This is a genomic window from Arthrobacter sp. CAN_A6 (genome assembly GCF_015751715.1).
GTDB lineage: Bacteria > Actinomycetota > Actinomycetes > Actinomycetales > Micrococcaceae > Arthrobacter_D.
In genome coordinates, this window is the sequence record NZ_JADOUV010000001.1 from 42525 (window position 1) to 59854 (window position 17330).

Genomic DNA, 17330 nt, shown 5'->3' on the forward strand with positions numbered 1-17330 from the left:
CACATTATGGTCACGGAAGCATCAGCCGGCTACAGGGGTTGGCGTGGTGTCCCCCGCACGCGCGAGGTGGGTTAAGGTTGCCGCAGGCCCTGCATAAACCGGTGAACCTGATCAACTGGTGAAGTTGCCCTCATCCAGGCGCAACCGAACTCCGACCCTTCAGGTGCCGCCACGTCGACCGGTGTTCCTTCGGCGTGCTGGGTTGGTCACGGATTTTTTGGTTGCGTTGGTCCAGCTATTGGAAGTCGGCGAGCCATAGGTCGGGGCCGAACACTTCATACTGGATGTCTTTGGCTGGTATGCCGCGGGCGATGAGGGCGCTGCGGACGGCCTGCATGAAGACCAGGGGGCCGCACAGGTAGTATTCCGCGCCGGCCGGAAGATCAACGGTACTGACGTCCATGAAGCCCACCAACTCATCCTCTGCTACCAGAGTCGGCTTCGAGGGTTCCACGAACCAGGTGATCATGGACGCATCGGGGAGCTTCGCCAGGTCGGATTGGACCTGCCCGCGCAGTGCGAAGGTGTCGGCAGAGTTATCGGCATGAAGCAGCATCACCTTGCGCTGCGAGCCGGACTGCACGAGGTGGGAAAGCATGCCGGCCATGGGAGTGATGCCGATACCAGCACTGGCGAAGACCATCGGCCGGTCTGTGTACGCCACGACGACGTCACCGGAGGGCACGGAGAGGACTACCTCGTCGCCGACGTTCACGCTCGAGTGAAGCAGATTGGACACCTCCCCATCGGGGGTGGGCAGGCCATGGACGCGTTTGACCGAGAACTGGCGGTGGTGACCGTCGTCGGCGCGGGTCAGGCTGTACTGGCGCGGCTGGTGCACACCGTCGGGCATGAGCACCTTCAGGGTGACGTACTGCCCGGGTAGGGATGGTTTGACGTCGCGTTCATCGGTGCGTTCAACCACGAACGTGACGACGTCGTCGGTTTCCTGGATTTTCTCGACGACGCGCCAGGTCCGCCAGATGGTGTCAGGGGAAAGGTTGAGCGCTCCGTACATTGCTCGTTCCTGGTTGATCAGGACGTTGGCCATCAGCCAGTAGACCTCATCCCAGGCCACAGCGACGTCTTCCGTGACGGCATCTCCGAGGACGTCGACGATCGCCCACATCAGGTGGTCATGGACGATCTGGTATTGGTCCGGGCGTAATCCCAGCGACACGTGTTTGTGGGAGATGCGGGCCAGTAGGTGATCAGGCATCTCGTCGGGTTTGTTGATCAGGTATCCGGCGAAGGCCGCCACGGAACCGGCCAGGGCCTGCTGCTGACGCCCATCGGCCTGGTTCCCCCGGTTGAAGAGGCCGTCCATCAGTTCGGGTCGTTCAGCGAACATGTGGGCGTAGAAGCGCTGGGCGATTTCCTTGATGTTCTCACCCACGACGGGCAGCGTGGCCTGGATGACTGGGCGGGATGTATCAGAGAGCAAGATCGGGCTCCTTCATAGGTGGCGTTCCGGCCAGTAGCGCCCAACAAGGGTGAACGCAGGCAACCTCCCGTTCGGGAAGAAGAGAACCGCTGGAGCCGGAACCGCACAGGCCCCATCGTAGACCTCCATCTACAGCCCGTAGAAAAAGCTCAGAGCCCAGGAACCGGATATCACCTGCGGAGAAGCGGTGAAGGCCTATCGAGTCCAGGCAACGTGATCATCGTCTGGCGCATGACCTGCTCGACACCAGCTTTATCAGGAGCTGCCTGCTACTGCTGGGGCGTACATGGAAGATGAAAGTTCAGCGACCGATAGACTCCTGCGTGGCTGGTGCCTAGATCCGGCTCGATACGGCGGCTGTCGAGGCGCCTAGTCACTGGGGGGCCAGCGTAGTCCGAGTCGAGAGAATCAGAGATGTCCGAAGGTCCGGAAGTGAAGTTGCTGGAGGCTGACCGCCGCGCGCAGCGGTTGATCGATACGGCCGCTGACGGTTTCGTGGGCATGGATGCTTTCGGGGTGGTGACCGATTGGAATCGTGCGGCGGAGGAACTGTTCGGCTACACCAAGGACGAGGCCATCGGCCGCACGGTCAGCGAGCTGATCATGCGTGAACAGGACCGTGCAGCACATGAGGTGGGGCTGCGCCGGTTCGTGGCCACGGGTCAGGCCCGGCTGGTCGGCCGGCCGGTACAGGTCACTGCGCGGCACCGACTGGGCCGCGAATTCCCCATCGACCTGACCATCTGGGCACAGGACGATCCCGACGGCGTGTCGTTGTACGCGTTCTTGCGCGATGTCAGTGAACGAGCCGCCGCAGCCGAGTTATCTGCGCAGCTCGCGGCCATCGTTACGGCTTCATCCGACGCAATTTTCAGCACCGAACTCGATGGTACGGTGCGGACGTGGAATCCCGGCGCGGAGCGGATTTATGGTTACGCGGCGGGTGACATGATCGGTCGGTCTTTCGTCCGGTTGGTGCCGACAGACCTATCGGCCGAATTCGAGTACATCCTGGCCGAGGTATCCGCAGGGCGGCAGATCGAACAGCTGGAGACCGTCCGGCTCCGGGCCGATGGGGTGACGGTGGAGATGTCGTTGACAGTTTCGCCGGTGCGGGATGAGGCCGGGACGGTGCTGCGGCTGGCGTACGTTGGACGCGACATCACCGCTGCCAAGACCGCCGATCGGCGGTTGCGCGAAACCAAGGATGCCCTGGCCCGGCAGGCATCGGAGATGGAGCACCGGGCCTTTCACGACCCGCTGACCGGAATCGCGAACCGCGCGTTGCTGATGGACCGGCTCGGGCTCGCACTCACCAAAGCCGAGCGGACCGGCACCACCATCATCCTGTTGATGATCGATATTGATGACTTCAAATATGTCAACGACACCCTCGGTCACAGCGCCGGAGACCAGTTACTCTGCGAGATCGCTGCGCGGCTCAAGGGCATTGTTCGAGCAGGTGACACCGTGGCCCGGCTCGGCGGGGACGAGTTCGCGGTCCTCGCAGAACAGGTCTCGCCCGATCACGGTGAAGGGCTGGCTCAGCGGATTATCGGCACCCTGGCAGACCCGATAGATATCGGCGGGCAGCGCATCATTCCTCGCGCGAGCATCGGGCTTGCCGAAACCGGCAGGTTCCCGCTCGGCGAGGCCGAGGATTTGCTCCGCAACGCCGACCTGGCCATGTATGCGGCCAAAACAGCCGGCAAAGCTCAATGGCGGGCATTTCAACCCGAAATGCACCACAACGCTCACAGCTCGGGTGCAACTGGAGGCGGACCTGCATGCCGCACTGGAAACCGACCAGTTCACTCTGGAGTACCAGCCCATCTGCGACCTGGCTACCGGCCGGACTCTTGCGGTCGAGGCACTCCTGCGCTGGCAACACCCTACCCTCGGCACTCTTTCTCCAACCGAATTCATCCCTATTGCCGAACAGACTGGGCTGATCGTTCCCATCGGTGCCTGGGTACTCACCCAGGCATGCCGCCAGATCGCCCACATGCCCACCCCATCGGGCGTTCTCGCCGTCACCGTCAACGTGTCCATCCGACAACTCGCCGCACCCGGATTCATCGACATCGTCAGGCACGCCCTTGACCAAGCAGGACTGCCCGCCAACCGCCTGACCCTGGAAGTCACCGAGGGCATACTCGCTGCCCCCGACGCCGCCATCGCGATCCAACTGCGGGAACTGCGCGCCCTGGGGGTAGAACTGGCGGTCGATGACTTCGGCACTGGACACTCTTCCCTTGGTCGGTTGCGCGACCTGCCCTTCACCACGCTGAAGATCGACAAATCCTTCATCGACGAACTCACCGACGCCGGGCCGAAAGACATCATCATCAAAGCCATTGTGGCCATGGCCCACGGAATGGGACTCCACGTCATCGCGGAAGGAGTCGAAACCCCCGCTCAACTCGCCCAACTGCGCGAACTCGGCTGCGATGCCGTTCAGGGCTTCCTCCTCAACAGGCCGATGCCCGCGTCCGACCTGCAAAGCCACCTCGCTGAATAAAAAATAACCGCGGGCAAGAGGCGGATCTACTACTGAAGAGCCACACGAAGGAGAATCTTCGTCGGGCGTGCAGGTAGGAGGCCCCAACGAGACGAAGGTGTCTTCACAAGATCGCCTCAAGGGATACGCACATGTCACGTGCCATTGACCTCGCTTGACCGTCAGTGGCTTCAGGTCCTGGGTCACTGTGGGGGCTAGGATGTGTGCATGGCGCAGGAGCCGTCATTCGGAAAGCTGGGTAGTCCTGGATTTTCTATCGCAGACCTTTGCGGGGCCTTGGCTCCTGACCGGGATCTCCCTGACCTTCGCCGGGCTGGCAGTCTGCTGTCTGGTTACTTTCGTGCTGAACAAGAGATTCCCGTACGACGATGAACTCGCCCGGCTCGAAGCGGTCGGATCGAGTAGTTCTCCTGGGTCGCGGTGGCGGGCGTGGGGATCAATGAGCGTCGCCGCTTTTTCATTGCTCCTCGTTCTTCGCTTGACGTTGTTCGCCGGTCCGCCCGGTGGCCTTGAGTGGCTTCAGGCAACAGGGCTGGCTGTGGTTGCCACGATGTGCATCGCCCAGGGAACATACCTGCTGGGTGTCCTGGCCGATCCGGACAAGAAGTAGGACCGTCTTCGAACGGTCCCAGTTGCGCTCCTGGCCGTCATCGGGCGGGTCTTGGCTGACGCTTTTCGAGGCGGTCGGCGCATCGGCCGTGGCAGTGGTCGTAGTCAGCTGGTTGCTAGTCGGGCGAGGTTGAAGACGGCGTCGGTCATTGCCTGGTCTGCTAGATCGGTAGTGGAGAGCGTGACCCTGGCCGCGACGGTGCCGTTGACTGCGGTCACAGCCACATGATGAGTAGTGGAATCATCCTGGGTCACGCTGTACTGGATGCTCCGGGAGTGGAGTGCGACAGGCGGTGTATCGATACGGGTGTAGGAAAAAGCCTGAGTGACCCCATTGGTCATAATGCGGACGTCCGTGCACTGTACGGGCGCGCCGGGGTCCGAACCAACGAAGTACTCGACGAGTTCTGCCTCATTCGGTGCCGAGTAGATCCACACCCTCAGCCCGGACTGGTCGTCGCTGATGTGGCTTCGTCCAAACACTCCCTCAAGTCCTGCTGGCGGGGGACTGAAAGCAGTATCGGGGGCACACTCTTCGGGCGTGTACGTTCGTTCGAACAACGGTGGCCTCCCTAAAGCGTCCAGGTAGTTTTGGGTTTCGCCTCCCGGCACAACATACAGAGGCCTTCCCTGGAGGTCAGTCAAAGACACCAATCGGTTACCCAAACGCTCGCCGATCTCAGCGGCTGCGCTCGTCGGCCCGCTCACCACCGGCGAGGGCTCTTCCCGCTCCATCTCTCCGCCAGTACACGATGTCAAGGCCAGTACTGCGGACACCACGACGACGGCCCCCACTGTCATCCTCCTCACGTTCCCCATATTCCATCCAACCACGACCCCGAAAGCGATGAGCGACCTGGGTCACACCAGCACACGAAGGAACAGCACACGCAGCCCCAGCACCCCCGGCGCATGGACGTCGGCAGCCCACAGCGTTACGACCCCATATCGCCGCTGCATCCAAATCTCCGGACACTGGATCAAGCCCAAGGGCGCCCATTCCGGGACCATCACGGGTGCGCTGTCCTGTCCCGACCACGGATGACTTGTGTGGGCCCTAACGAGCGCGCCGCTTGGTCCTACAGTGAGGCATGCACCTGACTCGGACCCGCCATCGATCGCCCGCACAGCAATGGGCAGCCGTCATCGTGATCGCACTCCTGTCCGCGGGGCTCTGGTTCGGCTGGTTCGCGTGGGATACCGAGTACCAGTACGACGCAGCCGCTGGCAGAATGGCTGGCCCGTACGCAACATGGCAGGGAGTTGGAGCGTTTTTGTGTGGCATCGTGGTGGTAGGGCTTGCCTACCGCCTCCTGCGTTTCGTCGTCGCCCTACTGGTACTTCCGGCTTCCTTCACCCTCGCGTGGATCAGCACGGCCGCTGCCACGGATGTAACTGGCCTGTGGGTGGTGGGAGCCGTGCTGGTCGCTTTCGGCACCACCCTGGGCTCGGCTGTGCTGCTCGGCATCGCTGCCGCGGTCGAATCCACGGGTAAAAATCCAGTAAAGACCTAGGAACTATTCTCGTTCTGCTGCTGGGCGGGGGTTTAGTGGCGGTTCAACCCGGAAGTAGTGAAATGGTGGAGCATCGGCTTATCGGACTCCGAGCTGAGTGGTTCTACGCTCGGGGGCGAATTGATTGACTGCGACAAAGGGCGCGGATTGACTGGCGACATGCGAAAAGTTCTAGTTCTTGGGGGTACGGCCTGGCTAGGACATGAGCTAGCCGAACAGTTGATGGCAAACGGTGATGACGTCACGTGCCTGGCGCGAGGTGAGTCCGGGCAGCCGCCCACCGGAATCCGCTTCGTCCATAGTGATCGGACATCAGCAGAGCCCTATACTGCGGTGGCGGGTCAGCAATGGGCTGAAATCATCGAGCTCGCTTACGAACCGGCCCTTGTAGTGGGAGCCCTTCGAGCATTGGCAGCGACTGCCGAACATTGGACGCTGATCTCGTCGGTGTCTGTATATGCGAGCAACACCGATCCTGGAGCCGACGAGTCCGCCGCTGTGCTCCAGCCGCTCGATCTGAAGGACTATGGGCAGGCGAAAGCCGCGGCAGAGATAGCGACACAGCAGGCCGTCGGTGACCGCCTACTCATTGTCAGGCCGGGGCTGATCGCCGGACCCGGCGATGGAAGTGACCGGTTCAGCTACTGGGTCAGTCGCTTTGCCCTTGCGAAGAACGAACCGGTCCTGACGCCTGTGACGGAAGGCCGAGCTGTACAGGTGATTGACGTGCAGGACCTGGCAACCTGGATTGTGAGCGCCGGCCGGGAAGGCCTGACAGGCGTCTACAACGCCACAGGGGATCAGCATTCCCTTACGGAGGTACTCGATCTTGCTGCCGACGTCGCCGGCTTCGCCGGATCCATGATCAGTGCGCCCGATGACTGGCTCCTTAGGAACGACGTCCACTATTGGGCCGGCCCACGATCGCTGCCGCTATGGCTACCCGAACCGGATGTGCCATTGGCTCAAAGGGACAACGCAGCATTCCATGCTGCGGGAGGCCTCCTCAGCGATCTTCGGCAGACGCTGCTGCGAACTCTCCAGGACGAGCAACAACGGGGCCTCACTCGGGAACGTAGGTCCGGGCTGACCAGGGACGAAGAGCTGAAATTGCTCGACCAATTTGCAACGGACACCACCTCAGCTACAACGCCAGTGGATTGACCGGTCACGAATCAGCGGCCGGTCTCCTTCGCCCTGTTACTCCTCACCTCAGGTGCATTGGCACCATTGCGATTCCCAGCTGCATAAACTTATGCATTCGCCTCGAGCCTTGACAAGCGAAAGTACTGTGATCTGGTTGACTGAGGTAATTGCCGTCCACCGGGGATTGCATGGAGGGGGAAATGATTGTAAATATAAGGTCTGCTCTGACCGGGTGTGCTCTGGCAGCAGCCGTACTCGTGAGCGCATCAACGACTGCTATAGCTGCGCCAGTTGTGCCGAATCCAGATTTTGTTCCTTTTGATCAAGCAACGATCGTTGATCCCGATAGCGTTACTCCGGCCATTGGTGGGCTACTCACAGCGGACGGCACGAACCTTTGCGCCATCAACCCCTATGGCATCGCCTTTCCCAGCGGCACGTATCCCTGCTTCTCAGATTACGGTCTTGGCGCCGCGATACCCGGCGGCCAGTACCCGATCAACCCACCTGACCTGGTGCCCTTCGACGAAGCCACGGTCATCGACCCCAACACCGTGACCATCGTCCAGGGCGGCGTGATTGCCGCCGACGGGTCGGACCTATGCGCCGTGAACCCGGGCAGCATCGTGTTCCCCGATGGCCGTTACCCCTGCTACATCAACTTCGTCCAGACCTATGGTGTTCACCCGACACCGGAGGAGGGTCTCTATGGGCCACCTCAGGTAGCGCAGCTACCAGTAGGAGGCGCCGATACCGGTGTTCCAGGTGTCGGCCGCGGTGACACGAACACCGGAATCATTCTTGGTACAGGTCTGCTCGGCATCGGAGTGCTCGCTGCCGGCGGTGTGCTCGGACTGCAGACACGACGTCGCCGCTAGACCCGCATCGATCCAGGGCTTGGGCCCCGGTTCGGATTGGGGGCCCTCACCATAATGACCGCCAGTGGATCCGCGCTGTGCGTTCGCACCAAGCTAAGCTCCGGGCAATGGAAACGGTGTCCACGCAGTCCTACCGTGCGGCAGGGTCTCCTTTTGGTTGCCGTGGCAGTTGGGGCCATCGTGTCTCCTGTGTCCTAAGGTGGACGAAAACAAGTGAGGGGCACTTCCGCATGGCATGCAATGGCTGCGCGACATCTTCGAAGCTCGACTTCGATTTCAGCATGGCCTTCCAGCCCATCTACGACGCGGTTGATGATCGCATATGGGGTTATGAGGCGTTGGTCCGAGGCTTGTCGGGGGAGGGGGCATTGAACGTCCTGTCACGAATCTCGCCGGAGCAGAAGTACCGCTTCGATCAGGACTGTCGCGTCAAGGCAATCGAGCTGGCATCACGCCTGTTCCCCGCGGGCGAAGAGTTGAAGCTCTCGATCAACTTCATGCCGAATGCAGTTTATGAACCGGCTGCTTGCCTCCGAGCCACCCTGCATGCAGCAGCACGGTGCAGCTTTCCGACGTCGTCGATCATGTTCGAGTTCACGGAAAATGAGGAGGTTGCGGACACCGCCCACCTCACGAACATCATCACTGAATATCGCAAGCACGGTTTCACCACCGCCATCGATGACTTCGGTGCGGGTCATGCGGGATTGGGACTCCTGGTCGAGTTCCAGCCGGATCTGATCAAGATCGATATGAAGCTCATCCGAGGAGTTGATGACAGCCCGGCTCGCCGGGCCGTCGTCGCCGGCATCGTGGGCATCACCAGGGAACTCGGCATCATGGTGCTTGCAGAAGGCATCGAGACCGAGGCGGAGTTCCTGTTCCTGAAAGCAGGTGGCATCCGCCTGTTCCAGGGATATTGGTTCGCGAAGCCAGCATTCGAGGAGCTTCCGCACCTACGTTCCGGATCTGTCCCTGACACCAGCAACGCTGCTGTTTGAGGCGCGCCGAACCGGACACTCGGGCTGGTCGACCTCCCGAGTGCCAGGACTCCGGTGGTCGTGCTTAGAGTGGCAGTGTCGGTCGGATACCGATTGCGTGATCACCGAGGTTAACCATTGGGAGAGCATCATGGGACTGGACGATAAAATTGCGAACGCCGCACAGAAGCTTGGCGGCCAGGGCAAGGAAGCCGCCGGCGACGCGACCGGGGATGAGAATCTCAAGGCCGAAGGTCAGGGCGATCAGGCCAAGGGCGATCTGAAACAGGCCGGCGAAAAGCTCAAGGACGCCTTCAAGAAAAACTGATCGAACACGCCAGCTCCAGTGGCACATGAAGAGAGGTAGTGCACCCGGTAGGGTGCACTACCTCTCTTGGTGTCACAAGTTCAGAAGAACCGGCGTGGCTCCCTGGGCGTTACGCCGAGTTAGCGGCGGTCGGCATTGCCAGGTGTGTCCGCGTCCAGCATTTCAATCTTTTCCTTGCGGACCTCACCGGAGACGGTTTCCTGTGATTGGACTGTTTCCTTGTCCAGGCGTACGCGCTCCACGGGAACGGCTTCCTTGTCCACCACGACCTGCTCCTCGTGGAGGACGACTTCGTGCTCTTCTTCGCTGATCGCCGGTCCATCCAGGGCATCACCCCGGTTGGCGTCAGTAATGGGTTCACGCTCGATACGGACCTCTTCACGCCGGACCGGGACGGTCGTGGTGACGTTCTCGGTCACCACGTACTTGCGCAGCCGTGCCCGGCCTGCTTCGCGGCGTTCGGTGCCCACCCGGAGCTGTTCCTCGGATCGTGTCATCGCATCATCAGTGGTCGGACCCGAGGTGTCATGCCCCACGGTCCCGCCCTGCCGTGAGCGATCGAGCCGCTCATCACCGGGCTGAAAACCCGGCTCGAAACCGGTCGTGTCCGTGCCGGTCGTGTCCGTGCCGGTCGTGTTCGTGCCGGTCGTGTCTCGGGATCCGCTACCCAGACCGTAGTGCCGGTACAGGCGTTCCTCTTCCTCGGGGCTGAGGGAACCGTCGGCTTCGACGCGGGGCGCGTCCTTGACCTGGTCCTTGGTATAACGGACCGCGACGTCGGTGGCGCTCGCGCCCTCCAACGGGACGAAGGACTCGGAGGTGCCGAAGAGCCCGGTCTTGGCGGTGACCCAGTTCGGCTCCCCGGTCTGGTCATCCAGGTAGACCTGGCCGACGGCCCCGATCTTGGTTCCCTGGGCGTCGACGACGTTGCCGCCGCTGGAGAGGATGGTGTCGATGTTTTCCTGCGTAATCATGAACTTCTCCTTGCAGAATAGGTGGTGATAAAAGCTCCTCGCGGAATCCACGGTGGTCTGTGCCCCGTGGCGAGACGCTTGGGAGTTAGTGGAGGCCGGCCTGGTGGTCGATGCCGGCCTGGTCGACTTTGCGGTGGAAGTGCATGCCCGCTTTTCCGCCGAGGATCGCTCCAACAAGGGGAACCAGAACGGCGACGGCCAGGGCGATCAGGCCGCTGGTCGTGAGCAGACTGCCGTCGACGGGGATGCTGGGTGCACCGCCGATGCGGGAGAGAACATTGAACTGATCCCCTGCGACTGCGGCGAGGATAGCGATGACGATGGCGACGATGATGCCCCACAGCCATACGGCGAGGCCCTGCTTGGCTCCGTCGAAGCGGGCCATGCGGCCGGCGACGTAGCCTCCACAGTAGTAGGCCAAAAACAGGATGACAGCCAGCACGATGCCGCTGACAATGCCGACGGTCTGGGCGTTCTCGGTGGCCTGATTGGCCGCTTCTCCCGCATCGGTGTTGTTGGCGGCTCCGACGCCCACTCCGATCGCGGTAGCCAGGGCGCTCAGGAGGACCGTCATGCCGATTGCGGTCAGCCAGCCGAAGAACGCGGACCCGAACTTGATACCGCCGAAGCGCTCCTTTTGGGCCGCTACTACATCATTCCGACGGCCCTTCGGGGTGCTTGCCCCCGAAGTGGAATCCGATGTCATATTCAATCTCCTTATGGTGGTGGCCCGGTGGGGGCCGTTACTGGTCGGTAGATGACCCGGGAGCCGGCCGAGTGCACTGAATGCGGCACGGCCCGCAAGCCGAAATAGTCAGCTTACTTACTATCCTGACGGGAGGAGGAGTCGGCCGCAACAACTTTCCTGCAGGCGGCACGCGCAGGGTGCATCCGAGGCCCCCCATGCTCAGCCAGGGTCGGTAGTGTGTTGGAGCTCGTAGTGAACCTGGGGCCAGGAATAGGGCGAACCGCCCCAAAGCCCTGATACGGGAAACGACAATCAAGCCAGGCGTTTTCATTGACCGGATCATCCGTCAAGTTTTTCCAGTCGCTTAACTGGGTCGTTTACTTCGTTCCGGTGCCGGGACTACGTTGGTCATTCCAAGAGTGATCGGATCACCACTGCCCGGCGCAGATGGTTTCCTGTCCCATCCCGGCGATGAAGGCGCCGCGTGAAGCACGCCTTCCAAGGAGTGAAAGCACATGTCACCCAACCTGAATCAGCCAGTCACCGATGACAGCATCAAAGTCCGTCAGCTCAGCCACTACCAGTTCAGCTGGGTAGCAGGCGAGCCCGGCCAGACCGGTGCATGGACCCTCCAGCTCGTACTCGATCAGGGAGCCTGGGAGGAAGTCCTCACCCTCAGCGCCGACGACGCCGACAACCTCCAGGACCTCCTCTCAACCTCCGAAACCGTGTACTACGACGTGCAGCGCCGAACCCTGATGTTCGGCACCACCTCCACCGGGCACCACTGATACCGGGATATCGCGCAAGGGCCCATGCTTCATACCGACATGACGGGCCACCTTCCGTGATGACACTCGGGTCGATCATCGGTGAGTTCCAGATGAGGGTGGCAAGCCGCCGACGGACCAATGACGCCATTTTCTGGAGCGCGGATTGATCAGCTCCTCGTGCCCTCGGAGTGCTGGGCCGACTCGTACAACGTCCCAGTTTCTATGTCGTCGTCCCGACTGATTTTCCGGTCAGCGCCGCTGTCGTGACCCGGATGACCAATGATGTGGCCACGTTGCGCCTTCCGTGGGTGCGAGGTCAGACCGCCCGGCGGTTGCAGGTAAGCGCGCGTGCAAGGAGGTCGGGCAGAATTTTTGGCCCCAATTTTAGTAAGCCTGCTGATAATGTCGTTGTGGGGCGCTGGTCTTGTCGGACCTGACGGATTCCTGCTCGTGGTATGCCATGGGTCGTGATACACGGAGGTGCTACAGGTGGATCACCAGGTACAGGTAGAACAGATGACGGCCGCGCTGATGGAGGCGCATCTCAGCGTGTCTGATGTGTGGGTGCGTTACTACGCTCTGGGTGGGGCGATGTCGATGTTCGAGGTCCAGGCCTATCTCAGCGGCTTGTTCGAGCTGCCGGCGAGTGAGCGCAACGTGCTCGCTGATGCGACCAATGAACTCCTCGAAGAGACTCCTGTCCCGATCCGTGTGCCCCAATCCTCGGACGACGACGACGACGACGGCCAGGCAGGCACAGGCGGGGCTGATGAAGTCGACGGATCAGCGGATGATTCCCGCCGGGCCCTCGGTGCGGCAGGAGCCTTCCTGTTCACGCCCGAGGAAGCCGAACAGGAACGCTTGGACGCGCTGACCCGTACCCACTTGCTGGATACCGTTGCCGAGGACAGATTCGATCAGTACACCCGCCAGGCCAAGGACTATTTTCACGTCAGCTCCGCGATCATCGCCCTGATCGACAGTCATCGGCAGTTCCTCAAATCGGTGATCGGACCGATCGAGCAGAACCTGCCACGTGAAACCTCGTTCTGCAATGCGACAATTCGCAACGCCGGACCCCTGATTGTTGAAGACGCCCTCGAGGATGAGCGGTTCGCCAAGAATCCCCTGGTAACCGGGGAGCCCTTCATCCGCTTCTACGCCGGGTTCCCGCTCCGCGGTCCTGGAGGATGGACCATCGGTACTCTCTGCGTCATCGACCAGAACCCCCGCGCCTTCACCGGCAGGGACGGACGCTTCCTGCGGAACCTGGCCCACCAGGTCGAGGGCGAACTCAACACCTAGAACTCATCCACCGGGAACTCATCGATCCGGCTCGTCTTGTTCTCGTAGGTCGCTTCAGTACTCGAAGTGCGTTCGGGGAGGACCGGATTGGCCGACGGTGGCAAGGATCTGCGCTGCGAGATCATGCAGCTTCACGTTTCGGTTGGACGAAGCCCGACGCAGGATGGAGACGGCCTCATCCTGGGTGCAGCGGTTCTGGCCCATGATCGCGCCCACCGCGAGATCGATCGTCGTGCGGGTCTCCATCGCCGCTTTCAGGTGCGCGGCGTTGTCACCGAGTTTGGCGATCCGCACCGCCAGGCGCAGGGACCGAGAGGCCTCCCGGGCGATACCTTCCGCTACCGCGATGCCCTGATCATCGAAAATGTTGGGGTGGGTGGAGTAGAAGTCGAGACCGGCGCTGGCGCCGTCCTCGAGCCGGATCGGAATCCCCAGGGCAGAGCGCAACCCATATCCGGCGATGGCCTCGCGGTATTTCGGGAACCGTGATTCGCTCAGGAAGTCAGGGATGTGGATGGTGTGACCCGTGCGGGCCGCACGAAGGCACGGCCCATCATCGAACCCGTACTGGACCTCGTCCACTTGTTGGGCCTGCTCACTGCTACTGGCCACCGTGATCATCGATCGTGGGCGCAGCAGCGTCACCCCGCAGAACACCTCGCCGTATGCACCCGAGAAGGCCTCCGCCGCCACAGCCACCAAACCACGGAGGAACTCCTGGACATCATCGCTTTCCAGCACCATGTCCTGCAGGACAGCGGTCAGGCTGTCCTGATCGACTTCGCGTTGCAACTCTTCTTCGTCAGGCATGCTACTCACATCTCATTCAACGGGGAGCCGTACTCCTCGCATGGAGGACAAGAAAACGGTCAGGGAAGGTAACCCTCGAGAGAAACCGTGCTTCGTGGGGTTAGGGCACAACCACTAGGTTGGGTGCCGGCAAGGCCGGCGTCGGGGCCGCATCACTGTCATCGCGGCGGTCGAGTTCATCCCGAAGCTCCTCGTGACGGAACTCGGTCTCCATAGCAGGGCCGCCAGCATGGGCGTACTCATAATCCAATTCGCGGTGCACTTTGCTGTTCAGCACCTCAACCTCCCACACCTCAAGTGGGGCGAGGTCATCGGGGAAAGGCTCAGCGGGCGTCAATCTGCTGTTCACGGGAATTCCTGTCATGGAGAAACAAGTGACATTGCAATTGGAAGGCCCGCTGCTGAACCCCGCGGCTGATCACAACAGAACAGCACCCATGCAGTCTACCCACCAGCCACCCTCTACTCCTGCTCCACACATCAGACCCATCGGCACTACCGCCTACGGCATGCCCGAATCCATCTCACCAAGTAGCTCCGTCCACCTCCTGTGTTGCTTCGGTCGTGAAGTAGGTCAGGGCCGTCTCCTTCCGGATCAGGCCGGACCCTCACACACCGTTTTTTTACAGTCCCATGCGCGAGGTTCGGCAGGAACGATGCAGCGAAGTGGCTGTCTAAGGGTTAGCCGGTGATGCGGTGACGACGACGTTTTTGCCCCAGGGATCCTCGGTGTAGCAACTGATGATGACGAGCCTGTTGGGGACGATGTCCCAGATCTCGCTGGTTTTCAGGGAGTCCTTGTCGTGGGTGGTGATGGAGTCAACGACATAGTCCAGGGTGCCCGCTTCGGTGGTGATGGTGATGATGTCTCCTGCCCCGGTGTCGGTGCTGAAACGGTCGAAGGGCGCTTCCCGGCCTTCCCAACTGTGACCCGTGATGTAGGTGGTGTTGGTGGATCCATCACCGGGGATGCCGTAGGAAGTCAGCCAGTATCCGTCGTCGGTGAAGGGCGGCACGATGGACTGGCTCGCGATGTCCGCGCCGGTCGGTCGTAGCGGCAGCACGGCAACGTCGATGCCGGCGGCCGGGACGGTAATACGGGTGGGAGCGGCCGCAGCCGGTGCGGCAACCGTATCCGGTATCTGTTGAGCGTCGCCGGGTGCAGGGATGACCGGTCCCGACGGCGGCACGGCAGCAGGGGAAGGAAGGGCCGACGCCGAGGGTTCGGTCGGTTCCGACGGTTCAGCTGATGCCGGTGGCGTGGCGGATGGTTTCAGGCTGGTCGCGGAGTGCGTGGAGTCTGGAACTGCCGCTGGATCGTTCCCTGCCGCACTGGACCGCGTGATGAGCTGTGGAACGAGGATAATCATCAGCAGCACCAGGATCGCGGCTATCGAAGCAACAAGAAAATAGCCGCGTCGGCGGAAAGTTACGGGAATTCCCGAATCCGGTGATGGAGGGTGTGCTTCGTGTTCCATAGCCTCGGCCTTTCACGGGGTAAGGGGCGCCAATCCCTTATGAAATTGGCGCCCCTGTCAGGTGTGCTGCTTTTCCGCATCCCTTCTCCGGAAGCGGGTCTTGCGGTCAGCTGTCGTGCTGTGCCTTCCGGCGGATACCGAAGGCCACCGCGGTGATGCCGAGGCCGGCGGTCAGGAGCCCGGCCAGGCCCAGTGCCTGATCGGACGTCCCCTCAGTTCCAGCGGCGGACTGGATGTTCATTCCGCGGTTGGAACCCTGCCTGCCGGTGTTGCCGGCATTACTGCCGCCGGTCGATACGCCGGCGCCGGAGTTACCGCCCCCGGTGCCACCGCCGGCGCTGACGGGAGTCGTCCCGCCTCCACCAGCGCCGTTGTTGCCGCCGCCGGTGCCAGCGTCGTCATTGTCGTCGGTGTCGATGTTGACTGTGTCGATGTTGATATCAATGTCGACGTCGATGATGACGGTGCCGCCGGTCCCGTCGACGCCGCAGGCGCTGATCGATGCGTCGAACAGGCCCTGCAGTTCACCAACGTTGACTGCGGTGTCCTCCAGGTCGATCTGCAGAGCGGCGACAACGGCCAGGGCACCCTCCAGGTCGGCTGTCGCATCAGCAACAGCGTCCAAATCCAGATCACCCGCGACGGCCAGCGCTTCCAATGCGGCATTCACATCGAGCTGCGCATCGGCCCGCGCATCGAGAGCAGCCTCCACCGCCGCCTCGAGGTCGGCAATGACCACGGCTTCGGCTGCGGCCTGCGCTGCAAGAGCCGCGTTCAGGATTGTTTGGGCAGTAGTTACGTTCCCCTGGGCGGTGGCCTGAGCTGCCAGAGCCGCCTCGACATCTCCCTGGAGCCCGGCGATCACCCGCACCGTCTCGGCCTGGGCGGCAACGGCGAGGGCCAGGTCTGCACGAGCCTGTGCGACTGCAGCGGTATCGGCGGTGGCCAGCAGATTCACAGCAGCTTGTGCCTCTGCCACCTCACGGCTCGCGGTGACTTGCGCCGCCACGGCAGCATCGAAAGCAACCTGGGCGGGCCCGTCATCAGCGGGATCCGCGGAAGCCAGCGCCGCGGTCAGTGCGAGCTGGGCTTCGACCACGTCATCATCAGCCTCTCCCTGCACCACCAACGCTGCAGCCAGGACGACCCGGGCGTCCTCGAGCAGACCGGCCTGCACTATCAAGGCGGCGTCCAGATCATCCTGAGCAGCATCGACGTCGGCTTGCGCGGCAAGCGTCAGGCCGGCCGTGGCGTCCAGGGCAGTCTGGGCCGCCGTGACGTCACCGTTGGCAGTGAGCAGCAGCCCTGCCACGACTTCCAGGGCTGCTTCAGCGTTTTCGACGTCGATCCCCGTATCGATGACCGCATCCAGGGCCGCCTGCACTGCGGCCTCGGCGTTTGTGACATCCAGTTCAGCATCCGCCAGGATCGCAAGAGCGGCATTCAGTACTGCCTGGGCTTCATCCTGCTCCGCCGACCCGGCGCCGACCAGGGCGTCCAGGGCTGCCTGGGCCTCGACAACAGCGTCGAGGGCCAGGTCAAGTTCGGCAATGACAGCTGTATTGGCACCGGCGTTGCCCAGCGCCGCCAGGAAGGCTGCCTGAGCGGAAAGGCATTCGGCTGAATCGGGGGCGGCAGAGGCAGGAGCCGCAGTGAAGAACAAGCCGCCGGCGGCAAGGGCCGCCGTCGAACCGGCAGCGAGCATACGTGTACGAGTGGACATCAAATCTCCCAGACTGAGACGAGTAAACCATCGCGGGATATCGCGAAGGTGGAGGCAGCTTTTGAAGAATTCCCAGACTGCCTCCTGTTATTCCACAGTGCACTGATCAATTTAGGAACCCTCCAATCGGCTAGATACTTGGACCGTTCGGAGTGAATT

At 62.0% G+C, this 17330-nt stretch carries 17 protein-coding genes and 1 pseudogene; 10 read left to right on the plus strand and 8 right to left on the minus strand.

Going from position 1 to position 17330, the window contains the following annotated elements; genetic code table 11:
- Positions 1 to 235 precede the first annotated feature (235 nt).
- Positions 236 to 1444 carry a globin domain-containing protein gene (locus IWX75_RS00225; protein ID WP_196820260.1) on the minus strand — a complete coding sequence of 403 codons (1209 nt, stop codon included), beginning with the start codon at positions 1442 to 1444 and terminating at the stop codon, positions 236 to 238.
- Between the two features lie 414 nt (positions 1445 to 1858).
- On the opposite strand from IWX75_RS00225, the pseudogene IWX75_RS00230 reads away from it, so the two are divergent.
- From IWX75_RS00230 to IWX75_RS00240, 3 genes and pseudogenes are all read left to right on the plus strand, one after another.
- Positions 1859 to 3157: pseudogene (locus tag IWX75_RS00230) on the plus strand (diguanylate cyclase domain-containing protein); the annotation flags it as partial.
- Positions 3135 to 3965 carry a putative bifunctional diguanylate cyclase/phosphodiesterase gene (locus IWX75_RS17525; protein ID WP_334684000.1) on the plus strand — a complete coding sequence of 277 codons (831 nt, stop codon included), beginning with the start codon at positions 3135 to 3137 and terminating at the stop codon, positions 3963 to 3965. The pseudogene IWX75_RS00230 and the gene IWX75_RS17525, both read left to right, overlap by 23 nt.
- A 340-nt stretch (positions 3966 to 4305) precedes the next feature.
- Positions 4306 to 4575, plus strand: coding sequence for a hypothetical protein (locus IWX75_RS00240; RefSeq protein WP_196820262.1), 270 nt, complete (start codon positions 4306 to 4308; stop codon positions 4573 to 4575).
- A gap of 104 nt (positions 4576 to 4679) precedes the next feature.
- On the opposite strand, the gene IWX75_RS00245 is transcribed toward IWX75_RS00240, so the two are convergent.
- A complete protein-coding gene (locus IWX75_RS00245; protein WP_196820263.1) occupies positions 4680 to 5057 on the minus strand; it encodes a hypothetical protein in 378 nt (125 codons plus the stop codon).
- A gap of 608 nt (positions 5058 to 5665) precedes the next feature.
- Between IWX75_RS00245 and IWX75_RS00250 the strand changes: the two genes are divergently transcribed.
- The 5 genes from IWX75_RS00250 to IWX75_RS00270 all read left to right on the plus strand — a co-directional run bounded on the left by IWX75_RS00250 (position 5666) and on the right by IWX75_RS00270 (position 9420).
- Positions 5666 to 6088, plus strand: a complete 423-nt coding sequence (locus IWX75_RS00250; protein ID WP_196820264.1) for a hypothetical protein — start codon at positions 5666 to 5668, stop codon at positions 6086 to 6088.
- A 159-nt stretch (positions 6089 to 6247) separates the two neighbouring features.
- Positions 6248 to 7252 carry an NAD-dependent epimerase/dehydratase family protein gene (locus IWX75_RS00255; RefSeq protein ID WP_196820813.1) on the plus strand — a complete coding sequence of 335 codons (1005 nt, stop codon included), beginning with the start codon at positions 6248 to 6250 and terminating at the stop codon, positions 7250 to 7252.
- 275 nt (positions 7253 to 7527) lie between these two features.
- Positions 7528 to 8112, plus strand: a complete 585-nt coding sequence (locus IWX75_RS00260; RefSeq protein ID WP_196820265.1) for a hypothetical protein — start codon at positions 7528 to 7530, stop codon at positions 8110 to 8112.
- Between the two features lie 230 nt (positions 8113 to 8342).
- The gene (locus IWX75_RS00265; RefSeq protein ID WP_196820266.1) at positions 8343 to 9113 is read left to right on the plus strand and encodes an EAL domain-containing protein; all 771 of its coding nucleotides are present in this window, start codon (positions 8343 to 8345) and stop codon (positions 9111 to 9113) included.
- Between the two features lie 130 nt (positions 9114 to 9243).
- A complete protein-coding gene (locus IWX75_RS00270; protein ID WP_196820814.1) occupies positions 9244 to 9420 on the plus strand; it encodes a CsbD family protein in 177 nt (58 codons plus the stop codon).
- 119 nt (positions 9421 to 9539) lie between these two features.
- On the opposite strand, the gene IWX75_RS00275 is transcribed toward IWX75_RS00270, so the two are convergent.
- Both IWX75_RS00275 and IWX75_RS00280 read right to left on the minus strand, forming a co-directional pair.
- Positions 9540 to 10394 (minus strand): DUF2382 domain-containing protein, encoded by an 855-nt coding sequence (locus tag IWX75_RS00275; RefSeq protein ID WP_196820267.1) that lies wholly within the window; start codon positions 10392 to 10394, stop codon positions 9540 to 9542.
- An 85-nt stretch (positions 10395 to 10479) separates the two neighbouring features.
- Positions 10480 to 11100 carry a hypothetical protein gene (locus IWX75_RS00280; protein ID WP_196820268.1) on the minus strand — a complete coding sequence of 207 codons (621 nt, stop codon included), beginning with the start codon at positions 11098 to 11100 and terminating at the stop codon, positions 10480 to 10482.
- 497 nt (positions 11101 to 11597) lie between these two features.
- Between IWX75_RS00280 and IWX75_RS00285 the strand changes: the two genes are divergently transcribed.
- Together IWX75_RS00285 and IWX75_RS00290 are read left to right on the plus strand one after the other, a co-directional pair.
- Positions 11598 to 11873, plus strand: a complete 276-nt coding sequence (locus IWX75_RS00285; RefSeq protein WP_196820269.1) for a hypothetical protein — start codon at positions 11598 to 11600, stop codon at positions 11871 to 11873.
- 471 nt (positions 11874 to 12344) lie between these two features.
- Positions 12345 to 13160 (plus strand): GAF domain-containing protein, encoded by an 816-nt coding sequence (locus IWX75_RS00290; protein ID WP_196820270.1) that lies wholly within the window; start codon positions 12345 to 12347, stop codon positions 13158 to 13160.
- 54 nt (positions 13161 to 13214) lie between these two features.
- On the opposite strand, the gene IWX75_RS00295 is transcribed toward IWX75_RS00290, so the two are convergent.
- The 4 genes from IWX75_RS00295 to IWX75_RS00310 form a co-directional block, all read right to left on the minus strand.
- Positions 13215 to 13970 (minus strand): ANTAR domain-containing protein, encoded by a 756-nt coding sequence (locus tag IWX75_RS00295; protein ID WP_196820271.1) that lies wholly within the window; start codon positions 13968 to 13970, stop codon positions 13215 to 13217.
- Between the two features lie 100 nt (positions 13971 to 14070).
- Positions 14071 to 14319, minus strand: coding sequence for a hypothetical protein (locus IWX75_RS00300; RefSeq protein WP_334684001.1), 249 nt, complete (start codon positions 14317 to 14319; stop codon positions 14071 to 14073).
- A 325-nt stretch (positions 14320 to 14644) separates the two neighbouring features.
- Positions 14645 to 15448: a class F sortase gene (locus IWX75_RS00305; RefSeq protein ID WP_196820272.1), complete on the minus strand. Its 804-nt coding sequence runs from the start codon at positions 15446 to 15448 to the stop codon at positions 14645 to 14647.
- Between the two features lie 106 nt (positions 15449 to 15554).
- Positions 15555 to 17171, minus strand: a complete 1617-nt coding sequence (locus IWX75_RS00310) for a hypothetical protein (protein ID WP_196820273.1) — start codon at positions 17169 to 17171, stop codon at positions 15555 to 15557.
- Positions 17172 to 17330 lie beyond the last annotated feature (159 nt).

Bases quoted from the DNA above. Each gene is read 5' to 3' on its own strand.
- IWX75_RS17525 (WP_334684000.1), top strand. From the start codon at position 3,135: ATGCGGCCAAAACAGCCGGCAAAGCTCAATGGCGGGCATTTCAACCCG.
- IWX75_RS00250 (WP_196820264.1), top strand. From the start codon at position 5,666: ATGCACCTGACTCGGACCCGCCATCGATCGCCCGCACAGCAATGGGCA.
- IWX75_RS00255 (WP_196820813.1), top strand. From the start codon at position 6,248: ATGCGAAAAGTTCTAGTTCTTGGGGGTACGGCCTGGCTAGGACATGAG.
- IWX75_RS00265 (WP_196820266.1), top strand. From the start codon at position 8,343: ATGGCATGCAATGGCTGCGCGACATCTTCGAAGCTCGACTTCGATTTC.
- IWX75_RS00270 (WP_196820814.1), top strand. From the start codon at position 9,244: ATGGGACTGGACGATAAAATTGCGAACGCCGCACAGAAGCTTGGCGGC.
- IWX75_RS00275 (WP_196820267.1), bottom strand. From the start codon at position 10,394: ATGATTACGCAGGAAAACATCGACACCATCCTCTCCAGCGGCGGCAAC.
- IWX75_RS00280 (WP_196820268.1), bottom strand. From the start codon at position 11,100: ATGACATCGGATTCCACTTCGGGGGCAAGCACCCCGAAGGGCCGTCGG.
- IWX75_RS00285 (WP_196820269.1), top strand. From the start codon at position 11,598: ATGTCACCCAACCTGAATCAGCCAGTCACCGATGACAGCATCAAAGTC.
- IWX75_RS00295 (WP_196820271.1), bottom strand. From the start codon at position 13,970: ATGCCTGACGAAGAAGAGTTGCAACGCGAAGTCGATCAGGACAGCCTG.
- IWX75_RS00305 (WP_196820272.1), bottom strand. From the start codon at position 15,448: ATGGAACACGAAGCACACCCTCCATCACCGGATTCGGGAATTCCCGTA.
- IWX75_RS00310 (WP_196820273.1), bottom strand. From the start codon at position 17,171: ATGTCCACTCGTACACGTATGCTCGCTGCCGGTTCGACGGCGGCCCTT.